Below are 19,336 nucleotides of genomic sequence, written 5' to 3' on the forward strand. Positions count from 1 at the left end.
CCCGATCAAGGCCCCGCGCGATAGGTCAATTCGGCGTCGTCGTCATGCGAAAACCCATCGGCCAGGGCGCGCATCCGGTCGTGCAGGGGGGATTTGATGCACACCGGGTCGGTGGCGTTCGGGTCGTTCGCGATGGCCATCGCCTGGCAGCGGCATCCGCCGAAATCCAGCTTGCGGCGATCGCACGACCGGCACGGCTCCTGCATCCAGTCCTCGCCGCGATAGGCATTGAACGCCGCGCCCTTGTACCAGATATCGACCAGCGGCCTGTCGCGCACGTTGTCGAACGACAGCCCCGTGATCGTCTCGGCGGCATGACACGGCAGGACCGACCCATCCGGCGTGACATTGAGCCCGGTGGTGCCCCATCCGCCCATGCACCTCTTGGGGTAATCGCTGTGATAATCGGCGGGCACATAGTCGATCACCAGCTTGCCTTTCAAATCCGCACGCGCCTGCGCCACGATCCGGCTGGCCTCCTCGGCCTGCTCGCGGGTGGGCATCATCGCCGCGCGGTTCTTGAGCGCCCAGCCGTGGAACTGCACGATCGCGACCTCGATCCGCCGCGCCTTCATCTCGACCGCCATTTCGATCGCGCGGGGCAGCTGATGCAGGTTCTGACGGTGTACGACCGCATTCAGCGTCAGCGGAAAGCCGACATCGACGATCCAGCCGGCGGCCTGCATCTTGCGCGCAAAGCCGCCCTTGTAGCCGCCGATCCGGTCCGCCATCGCGGCGTCGGTGCCCTGCAGCGACAATTGCACGTGATCCAGCCCGGCCTCGTCAAGCTCCTTCAGCCGCCGTTCCGTCAACCCGATGGCCGATGTGATGAGGTTGGTATAAAGCCCCGCTTCGCGAGCCGCGCGCACCAGGTCGGCCAGATCGCGCCGCGCCGCCGGCTCGCCGCCCGACAGATGCAATTGCAGCACGCCCAGATCGGCGGCCTGCCGGAACACGTCCGCCCACGTTTCGGTCGGCAACTCGCGGTCCTTCTGCGCCAGTTCGATCGGGTTTGAACAATAGGGGCACGACAACGGGCAGCGGTGCGTCAGTTCCGCCAGCATCGCGATGGGCGCAGGCACGGTCATGTGCGCACCTCCAGAATACGGCGCTCCATCAGCCCGGCCAGAAAGTCACGCACATCCGCCGTGATCTGCGGGGCAGGGGCGTCGTATTTCGCCGCCAGCACCTCCGTGATCGCGTCCAGCGTCGCGGTGCCGTCGATCTCGCGCAGGATGGCCAGCCCGACGGGATCGAGGTTGATCGTCCGCTCCGGCGCCAGCAGGACCCACAGATCGCGCACCTTATCGAAATGCAGCCGCACACCCCGCGGGATCACGGGGACGTCGGAGGGTGCGATGCCAACCTGCGCCATCACGATGCCCGTGACCGGGCGGCGATCAGGTGGGTGTCGGGCTGCCAGGCGCCGGGCGGAATGCGCGCGGGCGTGACATAGGCGGCATGCAGCGCGTCCAGCTGTGACCAGAGCACATCGGTCTTGAACACCAGCGCCGCCGCGGCGGCATCCTGCTTTTCGGCCGTATCCGCATGGTCCAGCACCCAGGCCAGCCCAAAGGCCACATCCTTGGGCGCCTCGTTCAGGCGGTTGCGGAAATAGGACAAGCTGCTGTCGTCGGCGAAATCGTAGTTCGCCAGCAGCCCTTCGATGCGGGCCGCATGGATCTTGGGCGCGAACAGCTCCGTCAGGGATGCGGCCACGGCCTCCAGCAGGGTCTTGTCGCGCACGAACCGCACATAGGCATCCACCGCAAAGCGCGTCGCGGGCAGCACTCCGCGCTTGCTCGCGACATAGTCGCGGTCAAGCCCGACCGCATCGGCAAGCCGAAGCCAGCGGGCGATGCCGCCTTCATTCGCGTCGGTCCCGTCGTGGTCCTCGATCCGCGAGCGCCACGCGCGGCGCAGCGCTGGATCCTCGACCCGGCTCATAAAGGCGGCGTCCTTCATCGGGATGCTGGCCTGGTAATAAAACCGGTTGATGACCCAGGCCCGCACCTGGTCGGGTGTGCACCCGCCGGAGTGCAGCAGATGATGAAACGGGTGCTTGTCGTGATACCGCTCGGCGCCGATCTGGCGCAGACGGGCCTCGAACTCCGCAGGCGTCGCGGTCATGATTCGATCTCCATTCCGTCTTGCGCGATGATCCAGCCCGCGGCTTCCGCCTCCGCGCGCTGGCGCGATCCGGGGCGCAGCACGGGGTTGGTGTTGTTCATATGCACATAGACCTTGCGCGCAATATCCATTCCGTCGAAGGCCGCCATCGACCCATCCGCGCCGGACATCGACATATGCCCCATGCGCCGCCCGGTCTTCTGGCTCAGCCCCGCCAGTACCATCTCGTCATCCTGCCACAACGTGCCGTCGAAAAACACCAGGTCCGCCCCGTCAAGCCGCGCGCGCAGATCGTCGCGGAAAGCTGCGCATCCGGGAATGTAGAACGCCCGCTTGCCGCCCGCCTCCAGTGCGACGCCGACGGTCTGTTCCCCCTCCAGATCCGTCTGCACCTCGTCCCCTTCCAGATACAGCGGCACCTTGCCCGGCACGGTGAACAGCGTCGCCGTCAGGCCCGGCGCGATCTCGACCGGCTGATTGAGGGCGATGGTCGCGCGCTGCACGAATTTGGGGTCCAGCGCGTTGAAGATCGGGTTGGCCGCAAGAATGCCGTGGATCTCGGCGGTGGCAAACACCGTGAAAGGCTGCTGTTCTCGCAGCGTCAGCAGGCCCGCCACATGATCTATGTCGCCATTGGTCAACAAAACTGACCGCACCGGCGAACGTCGCAGGTCGGTTGGGTGCAACGCGACCGCTTGCGCCATCTGCGTGCGAATGTCGGGGGAGGCGTTCAGGATCGCCCAATCCGAGCCGTTCGCGCTGAACGCGACCGACGATTGCGTCTGTGGCGGAATGGCTCCCGCCCGCGCAAGTTTGCAGTTTTCGCAACCGCAATTCCACTGGGGCAGTCCGCCACCGGCAGCCGCCCCAAGGATATGCGCGCGGAAACTCAAGTCAGATCCCGCACGCACACTGTCTTCAGAACAATACGCCGCCGGCGTCTTCTTCGCCTTCCGGCCCATACATGTTGATTTCCATGCCGCACTCGATTTCGCGGATCACTGGTTTCGTCCAAGCCATTAATTCGGTCCTCCCTGACCAGGTGAATTCATAGGGCAGAGTATTCCGCCCGGCGGACCGGATGTCTATGAGACGAAGGTCTAACCCCCCGTCACCGGCATGGATCCGCCAGAACCTGAATACGAAAATGCCGGAGCAAAAGCAATAAAAAGAGCCGTGATCACCGCCCCGGCACCCCGCTCGCGGCGTTACCCGTGGCCACCGAACCGGTTGGCGCCGTCACCGTTTGAGGATGTGGTCCGGCTGGTGCTGCTGGAGAGAATTGAACTCTCGACCTCTCCCTTACCAAGGGAGTGCTCTACCTCTGAGCTACAGCAGCGTCCGTGCGCGGCTGATTAGACGCAATCGCATTATGGTGCAAGCCCAATCTGGACGCCTCTTTCGCCTTGCGTTAGACCGTCGGCATGGCAGACAAATCCGCATCCACGCCGCCCGCGAAACCGGGCGCTTCTCGCGATGACCGGCTCAAGGCCGCGCTCAAGGCCAATCTGGCACGGCGCAAGGCCCAAAGCAGGAATCGCGCGCCGAAGGACGGGCAACCCACAGGCACCGCTCCCGATCAGGGGCAGGACAAGGAACACGACTGATGGATTCGATTATCGTGCGGGGGAATGGCCCTCTCTCCGGGCAAATTCCGATCGCTGGCGCCAAGAACGCCTGCCTCACGCTGATGCCCGCCACCCTGCTCAGCGAGGAACCGCTGACGCTGACCAATGCGCCGCGTCTCAGCGATATCCGCACCATGACCGAGTTGTTGCAGTCGCTGGGCGCCGAAGTCACCAGCCTCGCGGGCGGCAAGGTGATCGCGATGTCGAGCCATGACATCAACAACCACACCGCCGATTACGACATCGTCCGCAAGATGCGCGCGTCCATTCTCGTGCTGGGTCCGATGCTGGCGCGCGACGGGCATGCCGTGGTGTCGCTTCCGGGCGGCTGTGCCATCGGCGCGCGGCCCGTCGATCTGCACCTCAAGGCGCTCGAGGCGATGGGCGCGGAACTGGACCTGCGTGACGGCTACGTCCACGCCACCGCGAAAAAGGGGCTCAGGGGCGGCACGGTGGATTTCGAATTTGCCTCCGTCGGGGCCACGGAAAACGCGCTGATGGCGGCGACGCTGGCCAAGGGCACGACCGTGCTGAACAACGCCGCGCGCGAACCGGAAATCGTGGACCTTGCGAAATGTCTGCGCGCGATGGGCGCCCAGATCGACGGCGACGGCACCTCGACCATCACGATCCAGGGGGTCGACCGCCTGAATGGCGCGACGCATCCGGTGGTCACCGACAGGATCGAGCTGGGCACTTATATGCTGGCCCCCGCGATCTGCGGCGGCGAGGTGGAGCTGCTGGGCGGCCGGCTGGATCTGGTCGCCGCCTTCTGCGAGAAGCTAGACGCCGCGGGCGTGGACGTGACCCAGACCGACACCGGTCTCAAGGTTAGGCGCCGTGGCGACCACATCAAGGCCGTCGATGTGGTGACCGAACCCTTCCCCGGCTTTCCCACCGACCTGCAGGCGCAGATGATGGCGCTGCTGTGCACCGCCGAGGGCACTTCGGTGCTGGAGGAAAAGATTTTCGAGAACCGCTTCATGCATGCGCCCGAACTGATCCGCATGGGCGCCAGAATCGAGGTGCACGGCGGGCATGCCAAGGTCACCGGCGTGGACAGGCTCAAGGGGGCGCCGGTGATGGCGACCGATCTGCGCGCCTCCGTCTCGCTGATCCTTGCCGGGCTGGCCGCGATGGGCGAAACGCGCGTCAGCCGTGTCTATCACCTCGACCGCGGCTACGAACACGTCGTGGCCAAGCTGCGCGGCGTCGGCGCCCAGATCGAACGGGTGACCGAATGACCCAAGACGCCCGCTTCGAAGACGCCCGCGAAGCGCCGCTGCACCTTGGCGCGCTCGATGCCGAGGATCTGGCGGTGATGTCCTCGCTGACGCAGGACGCGGTGTTTCCGGCCACCGAAATGAAATGGGACGCGGGGCGGGGCCGCTTCGCCCTCTTGCTCAACCGCTTCCGTTGGGAGGATGGCCCGGCGCGCCGCGCCAGCCCCGAGCGGGTGCAGTCGGTGCTGGCCTTCGACACCGTGCAGCGCGTCGCCACCAGCGGCATCGACCGCCGCGACGCCGATACCGTGCTGTCGCTTCTGTCGGTCACCTTTCAGGAAACCGACGCCCCCGCCGGCCATATCCTGCTGACCCTTGCGGGCGACGGCGCGATCCGCCTCGAAGTCGAGGCGATAGAGGCCACCTTGAAAGACGTGACCAAGCCCTATCTGGCTCCTTCGGGCAAGACGCCGGGCCATCCCGACTGATCTTTCTCCCACCAGACCAATTCCCGCCGGAGGCATGATCCCTCCTCCGGCGCGCCCTGCCGGACCGGACCCTTATGCCTGTTTTCCTCGATGCCACCGCCGCCGATTTCGAAGCCGCCTTTGCCGCCCTGCTGACCGCCAAGCGCGAGGACAGCCCGGACGTGGACCAGATCGTCGGCGACATCATCGCCGATGTCCGCAGCCGTGGCGACGCGGCTGTGATCGACCTGACGGCCCGCTTCGACCGCATCACGCTGACGCCCGGCACGCTGCGGATCACCGACGCCGAAATCGCGCAGGCCGTCACGCAGGTCTCGCCCGAGGACCGCGCCGCCCTCGAACTGGCCGCCGCGCGCATCCGCGCCTACCACGAACGCCAGATGCCGCAGGATGCAAGCTGGACCGACGACGCGGGCGCGACGCTCGGCTGGCGCTGGACGCCGGTGTCGGCGGCCGGGCTCTACGTGCCGGGCGGGCTGGCCAGCTATCCCTCCTCGGTGCTGATGAACGCCATCCCGGCCAAGGTCGCGGGCGTTGCGCGGCTGGCGATCACCGTGCCCACGCCCGACGGCGTGCTCAACCCGCTGGTGCTGGCCGCGGCCCGGATCGCCGGCGTGGACGAGGTCTACCGCATCGGCGGCGCGCAGGCGATCGCGGCGCTGGCCTACGGCACCGACACCATCGCCCCCGTCGACAAGATCACCGGCCCCGGCAATGCCTTCGTCGCGGCGGCCAAACGGCGGGTGTTCGGGCGCGTCGGCATCGACATGATCGCGGGGCCGTCGGAAATCCTGGTGATCGCGGATGGCGACAACGATCCCGATTTCATCGCGCTGGACCTGCTCAGCCAGGCCGAGCATGACGAAAGCGCGCAATCGATCTTGATCACCACGGATCCCGCCTTTGGCCAGGCGGTCAGCGACGCGGTGGACCGCCACCTGCAAACCCTGGAACGCCGCGCCATCGCGGGGGCCAGCTGGCGTGACTTCGGGGCGATCATCACCGTCCCGGACCTCGACACCGCCGCCGCCCTGTCCAATCGCATCGCCCCCGAACACCTCGAACTGTGCGTCGCAGACGCCGATGCCCTGAGCGCGCAAATCACCCACGCCGGCGCGATTTTCCTTGGCCAATGGACGCCCGAGGCGATCGGCGACTACATCGGCGGCCCGAACCACGTCTTGCCCACCGCGCGGTCGGCGCGGTTCTCGTCGGGCCTGTCGGTGATGGACTTCGTGAAACGCACGACGCTGGCGCGCATGACGCCCGAGGCCCTGCGCGCCGTCGGCCCCTCCGCCGAACGGCTTGCCGCCTCGGAAAGCCTGCAAGCGCACGGCCTGTCGGTCACGGCGCGGCTGCGCAAGCTGAACGGATGACGCCCGGCGCGCGCGCAGGGGCAGGGGGCCGCCGCGTCCGCGGTTGCCCAAGCGCGTGCGCTGGGCTAAGCAGGCGCATCCCTTGTCCGCGCCGCGAGTAGCCTGTCCCATGTCCCGCATCACTTATATCGCCCTCGATGACGCGGGCCTTCCGGCCCCCACGCCCGAAATCGAACAGGAACGCAAGGTCGCCATGTTCGACCTGCTGGAAGACAACACATTCGTGCTGCCGCCGCGCGACGACCGCGCCGTGCCCGAAGGCCCCTATCACGTCGGCCTGTCCATCCGCGACAAGCGCCTGGTCTTTGACGTGAACACCGAAGCCGATGAAAAGGCAGCGGAATTTCACCTGTCGCTGGGGCCCTTCCGGCAAGTGGTCAAGGATTACTTCCAGATCTGCGAAAGCTATTTCGACGCGGTCAAGACGCTTCCCCCCTCGCAGATCGAGACGATCGACATGGCCCGCCGCGGCATCCACAACGAAGGCAGCCGGGTGCTTCAGGAACGCCTGTCGGGCAAGGCCGAAGTGGATGTGGATACCGCCCGCCGGCTCTTTACCCTGATCTGCGTGCTGCACTATGGCGGATAAATGACCGGTAAGCTGCCACAATCGGTCTTGTTCTGTTGCGACCACAATGCGGTTCGGTCGCCCATGGCCGAGGGCATCATGAAGAAATTCTACGGCACCGACACCTATGTGCAATCGGTGGGCGTGATGAACGATCTCGAGATCGACGGCTTCTCCATCGCCGTGTGCCAGGAAATGGACGTGGAACTGTCGCGTCACCGCAGTCGCAGCTTCGACGAGATGGAAAACTGGGGCGACGACCTCAGCTCGTTCGATCTTGTCATCGCGCTCAGCCCCGCCAGCCGCGATCGCGCGCTGGAGCTGACGAAATTCTACCACCTGGACGTCGAATACTGGCCCATCATCGATCCCACCGGCCTTGGCGACACCCGCGAGGTCAAGCTGGCCGGCTACCGCAAGGCGCGCGACCAGATCGTCGAGCGGTTGCAGGACCGCTTTGGCCAACCCACCAAGGTGCAGTAGCCGCGGCGATGTCTTTCCGTTTGGGGGCAGGGGCGACCCGCACCGCGGCGGCGGCGGTCAAACCGCGTTCAACCTCGTTTGGCCGGATGTTGCGGGCCCCGGTCCGCGTCGGCGGGGCCATTTCACCGTCAGGTGGCGCGACACAGGTTGGCGGCCTGGTTGCCAAAGGCCTTCCACGCCAGCCAGAACCGCTCGTTCGCGGCATTGCTGGATTGGCGGACCTCCTGCAACTTGCCCGGATCCTCGAAATACCGCGCGCCGCGCCGCTGGTCCGGGCCTGACAGCGCCCGATCCGCCACCGCCTGAACGCAGCCGCAGCGCGCTCGGCTGGCCGCCTTGCGGTTGTCGGCCATGCAGGCCGTCGCAATCGGTCCCGTGGCAAACAGAACCGGAACGACCGTGCCTTGTGCATTGTAGCTGGAATAGCGTGTTCCGCCGCCGCAGGCGGCCAGAACACCGCAGGCCCCGAGGGCCAAAATCAAACGTGTCATCCCGATAAGCCTCATTTTCATGCGCGCGGGGCGGGGTAGACCCCCTTTTGATCCGCGTCGTTGCTGCCGTGAGGCCATTTATGCCGCAGAATGTCCGGCGGGGCAAATCACGAAATGCAATCGGCCCCCACCCCGAACGGCGGGGCAGGGGCCGCAAAAATCCTTGGCCGCGATCAGAATTTCCAGCGCGCCCCGACAAAGGCCACGTCGATATCCTCGACCGGCGTTGCCGTACCGTCCAGATCGTAGGTACGATAGCCCGCGTACACTTCGGTGTCATACGCGTCGAGCTTTTGCACCACGCCGAAACCGACCGCCGTTGAGGACGACCCGGCAAAGCCAATGTCGTCGCCCTCGTAGAGATCGACCGCGATGGACGTCTTGCCCGCCGCGATCAGGTCGCGCGTCATCCCCAGCTTGAGGTAGGCGTAATCGGCCTCGCCCACCTGCTGCCGCCCGGTGGCGAAGGTCGCGTTCAGGCCGGTCGGTTCGTGCAGCAGGGCCACCGACCCGGTCAGCAGCTCCTCGTCGCTGTCGATCCATTGATAGCCGATGCGGCTGGCCACCGTCACCGCGCCGTAATCCATGTCGTAGTTCAGCGCGATGTCATAGAACGCGCGGTCGTCGCCACGGCGCAGAATTTCCTCGCCCGCCGAAGCCGACAGCCCAAAGCCGTTGTACGTGGGCGAATCATAGCGCACCCGGAACCGCCGCGACCCGTCGAACGAATTGAACGTGTCGCCCACGCTTTGCCCCGATCCGATCCCCGCCGCATCGCGGAATTCCACGCCAAAGGCGACGTCGCCGATGCTGGAATAGTTGGTCAGGAACGTGCCCGACAAATCCGCCTCGTTCACGCCGTCCGTGGCGCTGCTGCCCTGACCAAAGGAAAACGTACCGATGCGGGGGGTGGTGTAAACCACCTCGAACTTGCGCAATTCGGTCCGCCGCCATTCAAGGTCAAGATCGTTGTCCAGCGGTGTGACCGCCGCCGATCCGTTGATCCCAAGGCCGGTCTCGAAATGAAACTTGAAGCGCCCGCCGTTGCTCAGCCCGGTCTCGTAGATCAATCCCACGCGGCTGTTGGAGGCGTCGTTGTCGGTCAGGTAGGTGTCGTCGTTGGTTCCGTCATCGACACTGAAGACGCCGAAATTCAGATGCCCGTAAGCGGTGACGTCCGGTGTGCCGCCGCTCTGGGCCAGCGCCGCGCCGGGCAGAGCCAGCAGCGCGGTGCCGACGGCGGACCCGACCAGGCGGGCGAAAAGGGGAGTAGTCATATTCATAAACCTTTCGGTTCGAGTTCATTTCGCCGGCCGCAAGCAGCCGACCTGCGCCTCGACCTAGGCCACCAACGCGCGAAATCACGCATTTCAGCACCATTTTTTCGATCAACCCTCAGTAAATCAAAGGGTTTGCGCGATGCCGCCCGGCCGCGGCGGCATCGCGGGCGGCCACCGTTGCGGGCGGTGCCATCCGCGCCCTTGCACGCAGACCACGCCGCCGCTGTGATCGTGGCGCCGCGCACGCGATATGTCGCGTCCCGCACAGCATTCCCCACCTTGACCACACGCCCAAAGCGCAGCATATGCGCAATATGACACCGCTTTCACACATCCGCAATTTCTCCATCGTGGCGCATATCGACCACGGTAAATCCACGCTGGCAGATCGCCTGATCCAGTCCACGAACACCGTGGCGGATCGCGATATGAAAGAGCAGATGCTCGACAGCATGGATATCGAACGCGAACGCGGCATCACCATCAAGGCGCAGACCGTGCGCATCAACTATACCGCCGACAACGGCGAGGACTACGTTCTCAACCTCATCGACACCCCCGGCCACGTCGATTTCGCCTACGAGGTGTCACGCTCCATGCGCGCGGTCGAAGGGTCGCTGCTGGTCGTGGACAGCACCCAGGGCGTCGAGGCGCAGACGCTCGCCAACGTCTATCACGCGATCGAGGCCGACCACGAGATCGTGCCGGTGCTCAACAAGATCGACCTGCCCGCCGCCGATTGCGACCGCGTCGCCGAACAGATCGAGGACGTGATCGGCATCGACGCCTCCGGCGCCATCCGCGTCAGCGCCAAGACCGGCGTCGGCATCCATGAGACCCTCGAAGCCATCGTCCAGCACCTGCCCGCGCCCAAGGGCGACATCGACGCGCCGCTCAAGGCGATGCTGGTGGATTCGTGGTACGACAGCTATCTCGGCGTGATCGTCCTTGTCCGCATCATGAACGGCAAGCTGAAAAAGGGCGACCGCATCCGCATGATGCAGAACGGGTCGGTCCACCACGTCGACCGCATCGGCGTGTTCCGCCCCGCAATGACCGAAATCGACGAACTCGGCCCGGGCGAAATCGGCTTTCTCACCGCGTCGATCAAGCAGGTCCGGGACACCCGCGTCGGCGACACGATCACCCACGAAAAGAAAGGCTGCGACAAGGCGCTTCCGGGCTTCAAGCCTGCGCAGCCGGTCGTCTTCTGCGGCCTGTTCCCCGTCGATGCGGCCGAATTCGAGGACCTGCGCGACAGCATCGAGAAACTCGCCCTCAACGATGCCTCCTTCTCCTTCGAGATGGAAACCAGCGCCGCCTTGGGCTTCGGCTTTCGCTGCGGCTTCCTGGGGCTCTTGCACCTCGAAGTGATCCGCGACCGGATCGAGCGCGAGTACGACATCGACCTGATCACCACCGCGCCGAGCGTGATCTATCATATCCACATGCGCGACGGCACGATGCAGGACCTGCACAACCCCGCCGACATGCCCGATCTGACGCTGGTGGACCACGTGGAGGAGCCGCGGATCAAGGCCACCATCCTCGTGCCCGACGACTTCCTGGGCGACGTGCTCAAGCTCTGCCAGGACCGGCGCGGCATCCAGCTCGACCTGACCTATGCCGGCGCGCGGGCGATGGTGGTCTATGACCTGCCGCTCAACGAGGTCGTGTTCGATTTCTACGACCGCCTGAAATCGGTGACAAAGGGCTACGCGTCCTTCGATTACCAGATGCTCGGCTATCGCACCGACGCGCTGGTCAAGATGCAGGTGCTGGTCAACGACGAACCGGTCGATGCCCTTTCGACGATGGTTCACCGCGACCGGGCCGAAGCGCGCGGCCGCGCCATGGTCGAAAAGCTGAAAGACCTGATCCCGCGCCATATGTTCAAGATCCCGATCCAGGCGGCCATCGGCGGCAAGGTCATCGCCCGTGAAACGCTCAGCGCCATGCGCAAGGACGTGACCGCCAAATGCTACGGCGGCGACGCCACGCGCAAACGCAAGCTGCTGGACAAGCAGAAGGCGGGCAAAAAGAAGATGCGCCAGTTCGGGAAGGTGGATATCCCGCAGGAAGCCTTCATTTCCGCACTGAAGATGGACAACTGAGGCTGTTCATTTCGAACTGATATTAAAAATTCGGGCTGATGTGGAAAACGTCGGGCGGCAGCGCATTGCGCCTTCCCACCCCGGTCAACATGGCATGCACATTCCCGTCAGGATTGCGCCGCGCCCGAACCGCCCAAGTCGTGCCGAAGCCCCGCCTGCGGCGTGACGCGGGCGCGTGTCGCGCTGCCTTCGGTTCAGGCGCGATGCGCGGCGTGCATCGCGGATTGCAAGCTGCCCGTCACCCCTCACCGCGACGACGGGTACTCCCACGCCTTTCCCGCGATCTCGACCCGCTCGTATTGCGCCTCCACGTCCTTCGCCGCGCGCAGGCGGTCAGCATCCACCTGCAGACGGTGCAAAAGCTCGTGCAGGTCGCGTCCCTGGACCGCCGCCAGCACATGCGCATCCTTCATCGAGATGACGGCGCAGACCGGTTTGCGGTGCCGGGTCAGCCACAGGTTGCCGCCGGTGTGGGTCACGAAACGCAGTTCCGCCGCCGCGTGGGCGCGGAAGTGGGAAAAAGATATCGCATGAATTTGGGGTAACATATCGTCGCATCTCCGCGCTCGGGCTCCAACGGCACAGATGTCGCGGCGGTTTGTACAGATGCGCGTCGGCGTCCCCGACGGGGCGCGTCGTATCTGTACACATCTCCGGTGCGATCTGTCCCGATCCCACCTTGGGGCCGCGCGCCAAAGGCATGGTTAACCCGGCGCGCGCCCTGTTCTCTCAGGCGCTTTCGACCACCATCTTGCCCCGCACGATCAGCGCGAACACCACCGTCGCGGCCACCGCGTAAACGGCATTCACGCCCAGCACGACGCCCCAGGGCGCGGCCACGCCGAACACCGTCTTGGCCAGCAGCGAAGGCACCACCGTCAGCACCGCGATGCCGACGACCCAAGGCTGCCAGCGGCGCATCCGCAGGAAGATCGGAATGAGCAGCAGCGCCACCGCTATGGCTACCGCCTCGCGCCCAAAGCTCAGGATCAGACCCCAGAGCGGCGCGCCCGTCAGGCCGGACACCACCAGCGAATTGGCGATCGTGCCAACGACGCCAGCAATCACGGCAGCAACGATGTTGCGTATTGTAAACATTGGATTTTACCCCTTTTCAAGTTGGGGTATCAACGCGCGGACCGGGCTCCGGGTTCCGCCCTGCGACCAAGCGGCGCGGTCTCAGAACGCGCGCTGGATCCCGCGACCGGCCTTTTCAACGTCGCGCCCGACGCCCTTGGCGGTTTCACAGGCGGACACGGTGACAAGGGCGGCGATCATCAGGGCAAGTCGGAGCATGGCGGAAGGGTCCTCGGGGAAGTGGGTCAGGGGCGTCATAGCACGGGCGGCGCGGGTAATTCCAGAACCTCCGGCAATTGCACCGGCAAAGCGCCGCCACTCAAAAGCTCGGACAGCAGCGCGCGAGAGAACTCCCAAAGCGCCGCGTCATGAACAAGATGGTGAGTCAGGTAGCCAAGCGGTTCTTTTGCATCGGTTTTTCCTGTCCGACGATCGGCGAGAATCGCCACCAGCCGAGCGATCAGAACATCGGCCTCGACCAGCCCGCGCGTGCCGCGCCAATCGATCGGGTCCAGATGGGTGTTGATCTGCGCAAGCCCCGGCACGGGCCATTCCGCGCCGCGCGGTGCAAAGGTCGACACCCCACCGTATCCTGCGGCCACCAGTGCCGGCAGATACCGCGCGTCGATCCGGTTCCAGGGCGGCACGAACACCGGCACCAGCCGCGCGCCGAAAAGGCTCTGCAACCGAACACGCCCCCGCCCCAACGCCTTTGCAGCACCCGGTCTGGGTGCCCCGAATTCCGCTTTCTTGTCGCCCTTGTCCGCGTGGTTGCGATGCGCCCAGCCGTGCACAAGCGGGATCAGACCGGGCTCTGCCGCAACCGCGTCCGCCAACCCTGCACTGGCCGGTTCGGGGATCACGGCGATATGGACGGGCAGCGCCAGGTCCCGCGATACCCGCGCCAAGCGATCCAGCGCGGGCGTGTGCGACACGGCGTCATCGTCGCGCCACCATAGCGGCAGCGCGCGCCCGTCGGCCCGCCAAAGCGCAAGCTCCGCGCGCAGGAGGGGCCAGTCGGGCGTCATCGCAGGGCCGCCAGCAGATCGCGCGCAATCCGCACCGTCTGCGCGGCGCCGTCAAAGCCCTTGGCAGGCGGGCTTTGCCGGGGGCTGAGCAGCAGCCGTTCCACGCCATGCAAAAGGCTGAAGGCGGTCAGCTCGGCGGCAGGCAGGTGCAGGATGCCGGGCAGGCGCGACATCGCATCGGCGCGCAGCCCCTGTTCGACCTCGTCGCCCGCGTCAAAGGGAATGAAAAGCGCGGGTGTGCCCGCCTGCAACACATCCAGCGCCGTGTTGTAGCCGCACATCGACACCGAAACCGCGGCGTGGTGCAGCATCTGGCGAAACTCCGGCCGCGCGGGTTCGATCAATGCGTTGGCCGGTGCCGAAGTCCGGCGGCGGGCGGCCGTCTTGGCGGCGTCGGCCCCGCCGATCAGCAGGCGCCAGCGGATGTCGGGCCGTTGAACGGCGGCCTGCAACGCGGCGTCAAAGATATGGGCCCCCACATCGCCGCCACCCGCGGTAACCAGAACTTCGCCGGCGCCAAGGCACCGATCGTCGCGCGCGGCGGCGGGTGGTGCGACGAACCCGGTATAGCGCAGCTTGCCCGCCAGCGCCGGCGACACCGGCCAGCTTGCCTCAAGCGGGGTAATGGCGGGATCGGAATGCACCAGAACGGCATCGTAGAACCGGGCCACAAGATCGTCGGCCAGTCGCGCCTTGGCGGGCTTTGACGGCGGAGCCAGGATGTCGCGTACCGACGCACAGATGGCCGGGCGGGGGCGCTGCGCGCTGGCGACCTCAAGCAGGTCGGTGAATTCATCCCGCAAGATGCGGCGGCCAAAGGGAAAAAGCTCCGTGATCAGCAGATCGGGCGCGGTCGCCTTGAACGCCCCGAGCAGCTGTTCGCGCCGCGCGGCCATCGTACCCGCATCCGCCGGGTCGCCCGCCGCATCCAGCAGACGCGCGAAATCGACCCCGTCCGAGCGCAGCGGCGCAAGCTGAACCAGCCGGATGCCGGTTGCATCCAGATGCGGCACGGGCCCCCCACCCGACACCACCGTCACCGCATCGCCCGCCGCCGCAAAGGCGCGGCCAAGGGTCAGCGCCCGCGACAGATGCCCGGTGCCCAACAGATGCGTGACCACGATCATCACGCGCATGGCGGACGGGCCTCCAGCCGGATCGGCTCGGGCAGGGCGGTCCACCCCCGGTCCGACAGGGTGATGACATATAGCCTGTTGCGCTTGATCCGGAACGGCGCGGGGCCGTCAAAGCCCCAGCCTGTCGCATGCGCCAACAAGACCCGCATCACGCCGATGTGGCAGATCGCAACGCTGTCGCGTGTCAATCCGCAGGCCCAGGGCACCAGCCGCGCCCGCAGATCGGCGGGGCTTTCACCGCCCGGCGGGCTATAGCCCCAGCCCCAGTGTTCGATGTCGCGGTAGCCGCTGAGCGGGTCGGCGCGCAGGTCGGCGCCGTGCAACCCTTCCCAGTCGCCCCAGTTCATTTCCATCAGTGCCGGTTCGCAGCGCGCGGCGCGACCGGTCAGGTGGGCGGCGGTCTGGGCCGCGCGTTGCATGGGGCTGGCCCACAGGTCGGCATCATGCCACTCCGCAGGCAGGCGCAGCGCCTGCAGGTCCGCCGCGGCCTCCGGGTCCAACGGCATGTCGGTGCGGCCCTGAATCCGGCCCGCGCGGTTCCACGCGGTCGGACCGTGGCGCAGCAGTGCCAGCCGGATCATGCCAGCACCCGGCGCAGACATTGGTGCAACGTCCAGCTGGCCGCGGGCATCAGGTGGTGCTTGGCGACATGGTCGCGCGCGGCGTCCGCCTCCGCGGCCCGATCCGCGGGACGGTCAAGCAGCGCCGCGATGCGTGCGGCCAGCGCCGGCGCGCCGGCCGCCGGGGTGGGATGCGCCGCCGGGGCCAGAACGTCGCGCACACCGGGGCGGTCCTGTGCCACGACCGGCAGCCCATGCGCCTGCGCCTCGAGATAGCTCAGGCCGAAGGCTTCGTTCACGCCGGGCCAGAGCAGCAGGCGCGCGTGCCGGTAGCGCGCCTGCAGGGCGTCGGCGTCAAGCACCCCCAGCAGGCGCACCCGCGCCCCGAATGGCGCCATCATGTCCTCCACCGCCGCGCGGTGCTGGCCGCCGCCCGCGATATCCAGCCGCCAGTCGCGGTTGTCCAGCAGTGCCAGCGTGTCGGCGATCAGGCGATACGACGCCAGCTTGTCCGCGGAACGCATCATGCCGACGCTCAGCATAGGGCCGGACCCGTCAGAGGCCGCAGGCAGGTCCGCACGGGGCAGGAAAGGCCGCAGATGGACCAGCTCTTGCCCGTCGGGCGCGCGATCCCGCAGGGCCACGGCGTCGTGTTGCGTGACATAGCAGATCGCCCTGGCGGCATCGCAGGCATCCTCGGCCGCGCGCGCAAAGCGGTCCCAGGGGCCGCTCAGCCGTTTGCCGGCGCGGGTCGCCTCGACCAGCAGATAGGGGATGTTCAGCGCCCGGGCGACCGGCGGACCGATCAGGTCGGGGGCCTTGTAGTAGTTGTGATAGCTGATCCAGGCCTGCCAGCCCGCCACCCGACCCTCGGCGCTCAGCCGGGCGACCTCCTGGCGCGCGGCGGCGGCCAGCCGGTCCTGTATCGCCGTGTCGCCGTGCCCGTCATAGATCCGCACGTCAGAGGCCAGGTCGACCCGCGCGCCCCCCAGCTTGAGCGCCTGCATCAAGGCGCGCGCCATTGCGCGGTCGCCTGACGGGGTCGGGTGGCAGGGCGGTTTCATCGGGGCATAGAACGCCAGTCGGGTCATGGCGCGCGCTCCAGCAGGTCGCGCAGCCGGCGGTGCAGGCGGGCAATGCCCGGCGCCATCATGAAGTCGGCGCGCAGCCGGTCATAGGCCGCCTCCGCCATCGCGGGGCCGATCGCGGGATCGGCGGCAAACCGGCGGATGGCGGCGGCCAGCGCCTCCGGCGCGTCGTCGCTGAGCAGGCCATGCACGCCGCTGTCGATGAATTCGGGAATGGCGGATACCGGCGTCGAAAGGATCGGAAGCTTCTGGCTCGCCGCTTCCATCAGCACGTTGGGCAGGCCGTCGCGGTCACCGTCGCGGGCCACCCGGCTGGGCAGCACGAACAGGTCGGCGGCGCGCATCGCGGCGATGACCTGTGGCTGATCGCAGGCCCCCTGCCATGCGATCCGGTCCGCGACGCCATGCTCCGCCGCGAGGCCGCGCATCTGCGCATCCAGCGCGCCACCGCCGATGTGGGTGAAATGCCAGTCCAGATCAGCCGGCAGCAGGGCCAGCGCGGCGATCAGCCGGTCAAACCCCTTCTTTTCCACGAGTCGCCCCACCGACATCAGGCGCAGGGGCGCACCGGGCGCGCGCGCCGCGCGGTCGGGCGGCGGCGGAAACCGGTCAAGGTCAAGCCCGTGATAGATCAGGTCGACCCGGTCGCCGTCGCCCGCCAGCTTGCGCAGATGCGCCGCCCCGAACCCGGTGCAGGTCGCGCCGAAGGTCGCGCCATGCGTGTCGGCCGACAGCTTTTCGCGCAGTTCCCACTCCGGCGAGGTCCAGATATCCTTGGCATGGGCCGAATAGGACCACGGCAGCCCGCGCAGGATCGCGGCATACCGCGCGACGGACGCGGGCGTGTGCAGGAAATGCGCATAGATCCCTCGCGTGCCCGGCGGCAATTCCTGTGCCATGACGCAGGCCTGCCCCCAGCGCCGGCGCCGGTTGGGCGTGTCGTCGCGCGCCAGATCGGCGGCATAGATGGCGGCGGCGGCGTCGAACCCCGGCAGGTCGGCGGCAGCCCCCATTGCCCGCGCCACGCGGCGGGGCTCGTCGCGCAGGTATTCGGGCAGATAGCGCAGGTTGGCGCGCAGGCGGTCGTGCAGCGGATGCGTCTTGGTGTCGGTGGGGTGGCGCAGCGACCATATGTCGAACCGCAGGCCGGCCTCTTCCAGCGCGACCAGCTCTTGCGCGATAAAGGTTTCCGACAGGCGCGGCCAACCCTTGACCACCACCGCCAGCGTCGGGTCGGTTGCGGTCATTCCGCCTCCTGACGTGCCATCAAAAGGCCCGCCCGCGCGACCACGTAATCCAACCCGTCCAACAACCCGTCAGAGCCCGCCTGCGACGGTTTGGGCTGCTGCGGCAGGGCGCGGATCGCGTCGATCATCGCTTGCGGCGTCATGCCGTCGCGGGTCTCCTCGAGCATCCTCACAAGGCCCATCTCCTCGGCGCGGGCGGCCCGGATCCATTGCTCCAGCCGGGGCACGGTGCGCGGTACGATCACGGCGGGCTTGTCGAACGACAAGACCTCGCAGAACGTGTTGTAACCGCCCATCGACACGACGCCCAATGCGCCGGCGAACAGCGCCTCGATCCGGCTGTCGAACCCCGTGGCCGTGACCCGCCCGCCAAGCCGGGCGACCCGCGCGTCGAACCTGGCGCGCACCTCGCCCGACAGGAACGGACCATAGACCAGCACCGCGTCCGGCAGATCGGTCGCCGCCTGTTCATAGGCGGACAGCACCAGGTTCACCATCGCCTGGCCGTCGCCGCCCCCACCGGGCGTGATCAGGACATAGGGCGTGGTGGGCGCCGGGGCGGCATCGGTCACTTCGCGCCGCAGATACCCCGTCCAGTGCATCCGCGCGCGCGTGGCATCCGACAAGAGCAGACCGCGCGTGGGGTCGTAAAAGCGTTTCAACCCGTAAACCCAGATTTCATCGTAGAATTGCTCCGTCGCCTCGATCGCGCCCTTGCGCGCCCATTCGGCGGCCAGAACCTCCGGTTGGTCGAGCACATCCCGAAGCCCCAGAACGCAACGCGTCCTGCCGCGGGTGCGCAGCGCATCCAGCGTCGGCAGCAATTCGCCGCGAAACCCGGTGGGTTCCTTGTCCACGATCAGAAGGTCGGGGTCGTATTGCTCGACCGCCGACCGGATCAGCCCTGCGCGCATCGCCGTGGTCTCGTCGATATCAAGGCCCAGCGTCTGGCTGACATAGGTGCCGTCCGGCAGCTTGGTCACGCCCGGCAGGCGCATGTGGTCCACCCGTTCGGGAAAGGTGAATCGCCCCGCGACCGGCGATCCGGTCAGGATGATGGCCGATGCCGTCGGGTCCGAGGCGGTCAGCGCAGAGGCCAGCGCGCGGCTGCGCCGCAGGTGCCCCAACCCGAAGGTGTCATGGCTGTAAAGCACGATCCGGCGTGACCGTTCCGGCGCGGACAGGCTGCGGCCCGCTGTGTCGGCGCGGGTCGCGGCTGGCATGTCGCGGCGCGTGATATCCGTTTGTTGTCGCATGTCAGAGCCTCAGATCGCTGCCCGATACGCCCAAAGACCGCGGCCTGGCAACTCGTCGCGCCACCGCGGTATCCGTTGCGTGAAATGCTCCGGCTGTGGGGGCGAGTATAAAGCGGAATGCCGTGGGCGAACTGACAAATGCCATCCTGAAAACGATAATCCT

23 protein-coding genes and 1 tRNA gene are annotated in these 19,336 nt (G+C 66.9%); 7 read left to right on the top strand and 17 right to left on the bottom strand.

Annotated elements, in window-relative coordinates; genetic code table 11:
* Window positions 1–5 precede the first annotated feature (5 nt).
* From pqqE to FDT80_RS15380, 6 genes are all read right to left on the bottom strand, one after another.
* A complete protein-coding gene (gene pqqE, locus FDT80_RS15355; protein ID WP_138663191.1) occupies window positions 6–1,088 on the bottom strand; it encodes a pyrroloquinoline quinone biosynthesis protein PqqE in 1,083 nt (360 codons plus the stop codon).
* Window positions 1,085–1,375, bottom strand: a complete 291-nt coding sequence (gene pqqD, locus FDT80_RS15360) for a pyrroloquinoline quinone biosynthesis peptide chaperone PqqD (RefSeq protein WP_138663192.1) — start codon at window positions 1,373–1,375, stop codon at window positions 1,085–1,087. Before pqqD ends, pqqE begins: the two co-directional genes overlap by 4 nt.
* On the bottom strand, window positions 1,375–2,130 hold the full coding sequence (gene pqqC, locus FDT80_RS15365; protein WP_138663193.1) for a pyrroloquinoline-quinone synthase PqqC: 756 nt from the start codon (window positions 2,128–2,130) through the stop codon (window positions 1,375–1,377). The genes pqqD and pqqC overlap by 1 nt, the downstream gene beginning before the upstream one ends.
* The gene (gene pqqB, locus FDT80_RS15370) at window positions 2,127–3,023 is read right to left on the bottom strand and encodes a pyrroloquinoline quinone biosynthesis protein PqqB (RefSeq protein WP_138663194.1); all 897 of its coding nucleotides are present in this window, start codon (window positions 3,021–3,023) and stop codon (window positions 2,127–2,129) included. The genes pqqC and pqqB overlap by 4 nt, the downstream gene beginning before the upstream one ends.
* Before the next feature lie 25 nt (window positions 3,024–3,048).
* Entirely contained in the window at window positions 3,049–3,150 is a 102-nt protein-coding gene (gene pqqA, locus FDT80_RS15375; RefSeq protein WP_138663195.1) for a pyrroloquinoline quinone precursor peptide PqqA, read from the bottom strand.
* Between the two features lie 244 nt (window positions 3,151–3,394).
* Window positions 3,395–3,469 (bottom strand) — tRNA-Thr (locus tag FDT80_RS15380).
* An 85-nt stretch (window positions 3,470–3,554) separates the two neighbouring features.
* Between FDT80_RS15380 and FDT80_RS15385 the strand changes: the two genes are divergently transcribed.
* The 6 genes from FDT80_RS15385 to FDT80_RS15410 all read left to right on the top strand — a co-directional run bounded on the left by FDT80_RS15385 (window position 3,555) and on the right by FDT80_RS15410 (window position 7,896).
* A complete protein-coding gene (locus tag FDT80_RS15385; protein WP_138663196.1) occupies window positions 3,555–3,737 on the top strand; it encodes a hypothetical protein in 183 nt (60 codons plus the stop codon).
* A complete protein-coding gene (murA, locus tag FDT80_RS15390) occupies window positions 3,737–5,002 on the top strand; it encodes a UDP-N-acetylglucosamine 1-carboxyvinyltransferase (RefSeq protein WP_138663197.1) in 1,266 nt (421 codons plus the stop codon). Before FDT80_RS15385 ends, murA begins: the two co-directional genes overlap by 1 nt.
* Complete coding sequence (locus FDT80_RS15395; RefSeq protein ID WP_138663198.1) at window positions 4,999–5,469, top strand: DUF2948 family protein; 471 nt, start codon at window positions 4,999–5,001, stop codon at window positions 5,467–5,469. Before murA ends, FDT80_RS15395 begins: the two co-directional genes overlap by 4 nt.
* Window positions 5,470–5,543: 74 nt before the next feature.
* Window positions 5,544–6,845, top strand: a complete 1,302-nt coding sequence (hisD, locus tag FDT80_RS15400) for a histidinol dehydrogenase (RefSeq protein ID WP_138663199.1) — start codon at window positions 5,544–5,546, stop codon at window positions 6,843–6,845.
* A 109-nt stretch (window positions 6,846–6,954) separates the two neighbouring features.
* On the top strand, window positions 6,955–7,434 hold the full coding sequence (locus FDT80_RS15405; protein WP_138663200.1) for a UPF0262 family protein: 480 nt from the start codon (window positions 6,955–6,957) through the stop codon (window positions 7,432–7,434).
* Window positions 7,435–7,896, top strand: a complete 462-nt coding sequence (locus FDT80_RS15410; protein ID WP_138663201.1) for an arsenate-mycothiol transferase ArsC — start codon at window positions 7,435–7,437, stop codon at window positions 7,894–7,896. It abuts the gene before it with no gap.
* Window positions 7,897–8,024: 128 nt separating this feature from the next.
* Here the strand turns inward: FDT80_RS15410 and FDT80_RS15415 are convergent, their stop codons facing one another.
* The gene (locus FDT80_RS15415; RefSeq protein WP_138663202.1) at window positions 8,025–8,387 is read right to left on the bottom strand and encodes a hypothetical protein; all 363 of its coding nucleotides are present in this window, start codon (window positions 8,385–8,387) and stop codon (window positions 8,025–8,027) included.
* Between the two features lie 173 nt (window positions 8,388–8,560).
* A complete protein-coding gene (locus FDT80_RS15420) occupies window positions 8,561–9,664 on the bottom strand; it encodes a porin (RefSeq protein ID WP_138663203.1) in 1,104 nt (367 codons plus the stop codon).
* Window positions 9,665–9,981: 317 nt separating this feature from the next.
* On the opposite strand from FDT80_RS15420, the gene lepA reads away from it, so the two are divergent.
* Window positions 9,982–11,781, top strand: a complete 1,800-nt coding sequence (lepA, locus tag FDT80_RS15425) for a translation elongation factor 4 (RefSeq protein ID WP_138663204.1) — start codon at window positions 9,982–9,984, stop codon at window positions 11,779–11,781.
* A 245-nt stretch (window positions 11,782–12,026) separates the two neighbouring features.
* On the opposite strand, the gene FDT80_RS15430 is transcribed toward lepA, so the two are convergent.
* From FDT80_RS15430 to FDT80_RS15470, 9 genes are all read right to left on the bottom strand, one after another.
* On the bottom strand, window positions 12,027–12,329 hold the full coding sequence (locus FDT80_RS15430) for a hypothetical protein (RefSeq protein ID WP_138663205.1): 303 nt from the start codon (window positions 12,327–12,329) through the stop codon (window positions 12,027–12,029).
* A 181-nt stretch (window positions 12,330–12,510) separates the two neighbouring features.
* Window positions 12,511–12,879, bottom strand: a complete 369-nt coding sequence (locus FDT80_RS15435; protein WP_138663206.1) for a hypothetical protein — start codon at window positions 12,877–12,879, stop codon at window positions 12,511–12,513.
* Window positions 12,880–12,960: 81 nt separating this feature from the next.
* Complete coding sequence (locus FDT80_RS15440) at window positions 12,961–13,077, bottom strand: entericidin A/B family lipoprotein (protein ID WP_138663207.1); 117 nt, start codon at window positions 13,075–13,077, stop codon at window positions 12,961–12,963.
* Between the two features lie 35 nt (window positions 13,078–13,112).
* Complete coding sequence (locus FDT80_RS15445) at window positions 13,113–13,886, bottom strand: polysaccharide deacetylase family protein (protein ID WP_138663208.1); 774 nt, start codon at window positions 13,884–13,886, stop codon at window positions 13,113–13,115.
* Window positions 13,883–15,022, bottom strand: coding sequence for a glycosyltransferase family protein (locus FDT80_RS15450; RefSeq protein WP_138663209.1), 1,140 nt, complete (start codon window positions 15,020–15,022; stop codon window positions 13,883–13,885). The genes FDT80_RS15445 and FDT80_RS15450 overlap by 4 nt, the downstream gene beginning before the upstream one ends.
* Entirely contained in the window at window positions 15,013–15,603 is a 591-nt protein-coding gene (locus FDT80_RS15455) for a histidine phosphatase family protein (RefSeq protein ID WP_138663210.1), read from the bottom strand. Before FDT80_RS15455 ends, FDT80_RS15450 begins: the two co-directional genes overlap by 10 nt.
* A complete protein-coding gene (locus FDT80_RS15460; RefSeq protein ID WP_246039977.1) occupies window positions 15,600–16,673 on the bottom strand; it encodes a glycosyltransferase family 4 protein in 1,074 nt (357 codons plus the stop codon). Before FDT80_RS15460 ends, FDT80_RS15455 begins: the two co-directional genes overlap by 4 nt.
* Window positions 16,670–17,917 (bottom strand): glycosyltransferase family 4 protein, encoded by a 1,248-nt coding sequence (locus tag FDT80_RS15465; RefSeq protein WP_138663211.1) that lies wholly within the window; start codon window positions 17,915–17,917, stop codon window positions 16,670–16,672. The genes FDT80_RS15460 and FDT80_RS15465 overlap by 4 nt, the downstream gene beginning before the upstream one ends.
* Entirely contained in the window at window positions 17,914–19,140 is a 1,227-nt protein-coding gene (locus tag FDT80_RS15470) for a glycosyltransferase family protein (RefSeq protein WP_138663300.1), read from the bottom strand. The genes FDT80_RS15465 and FDT80_RS15470 overlap by 4 nt, the downstream gene beginning before the upstream one ends.
* Window positions 19,141–19,336 lie beyond the last annotated feature (196 nt).

It is taken from the genome of Sulfitobacter sabulilitoris (assembly GCF_005887615.1).
Taxonomy (GTDB): domain Bacteria; phylum Pseudomonadota; class Alphaproteobacteria; order Rhodobacterales; family Rhodobacteraceae; genus Sulfitobacter_E; species Sulfitobacter_E sabulilitoris.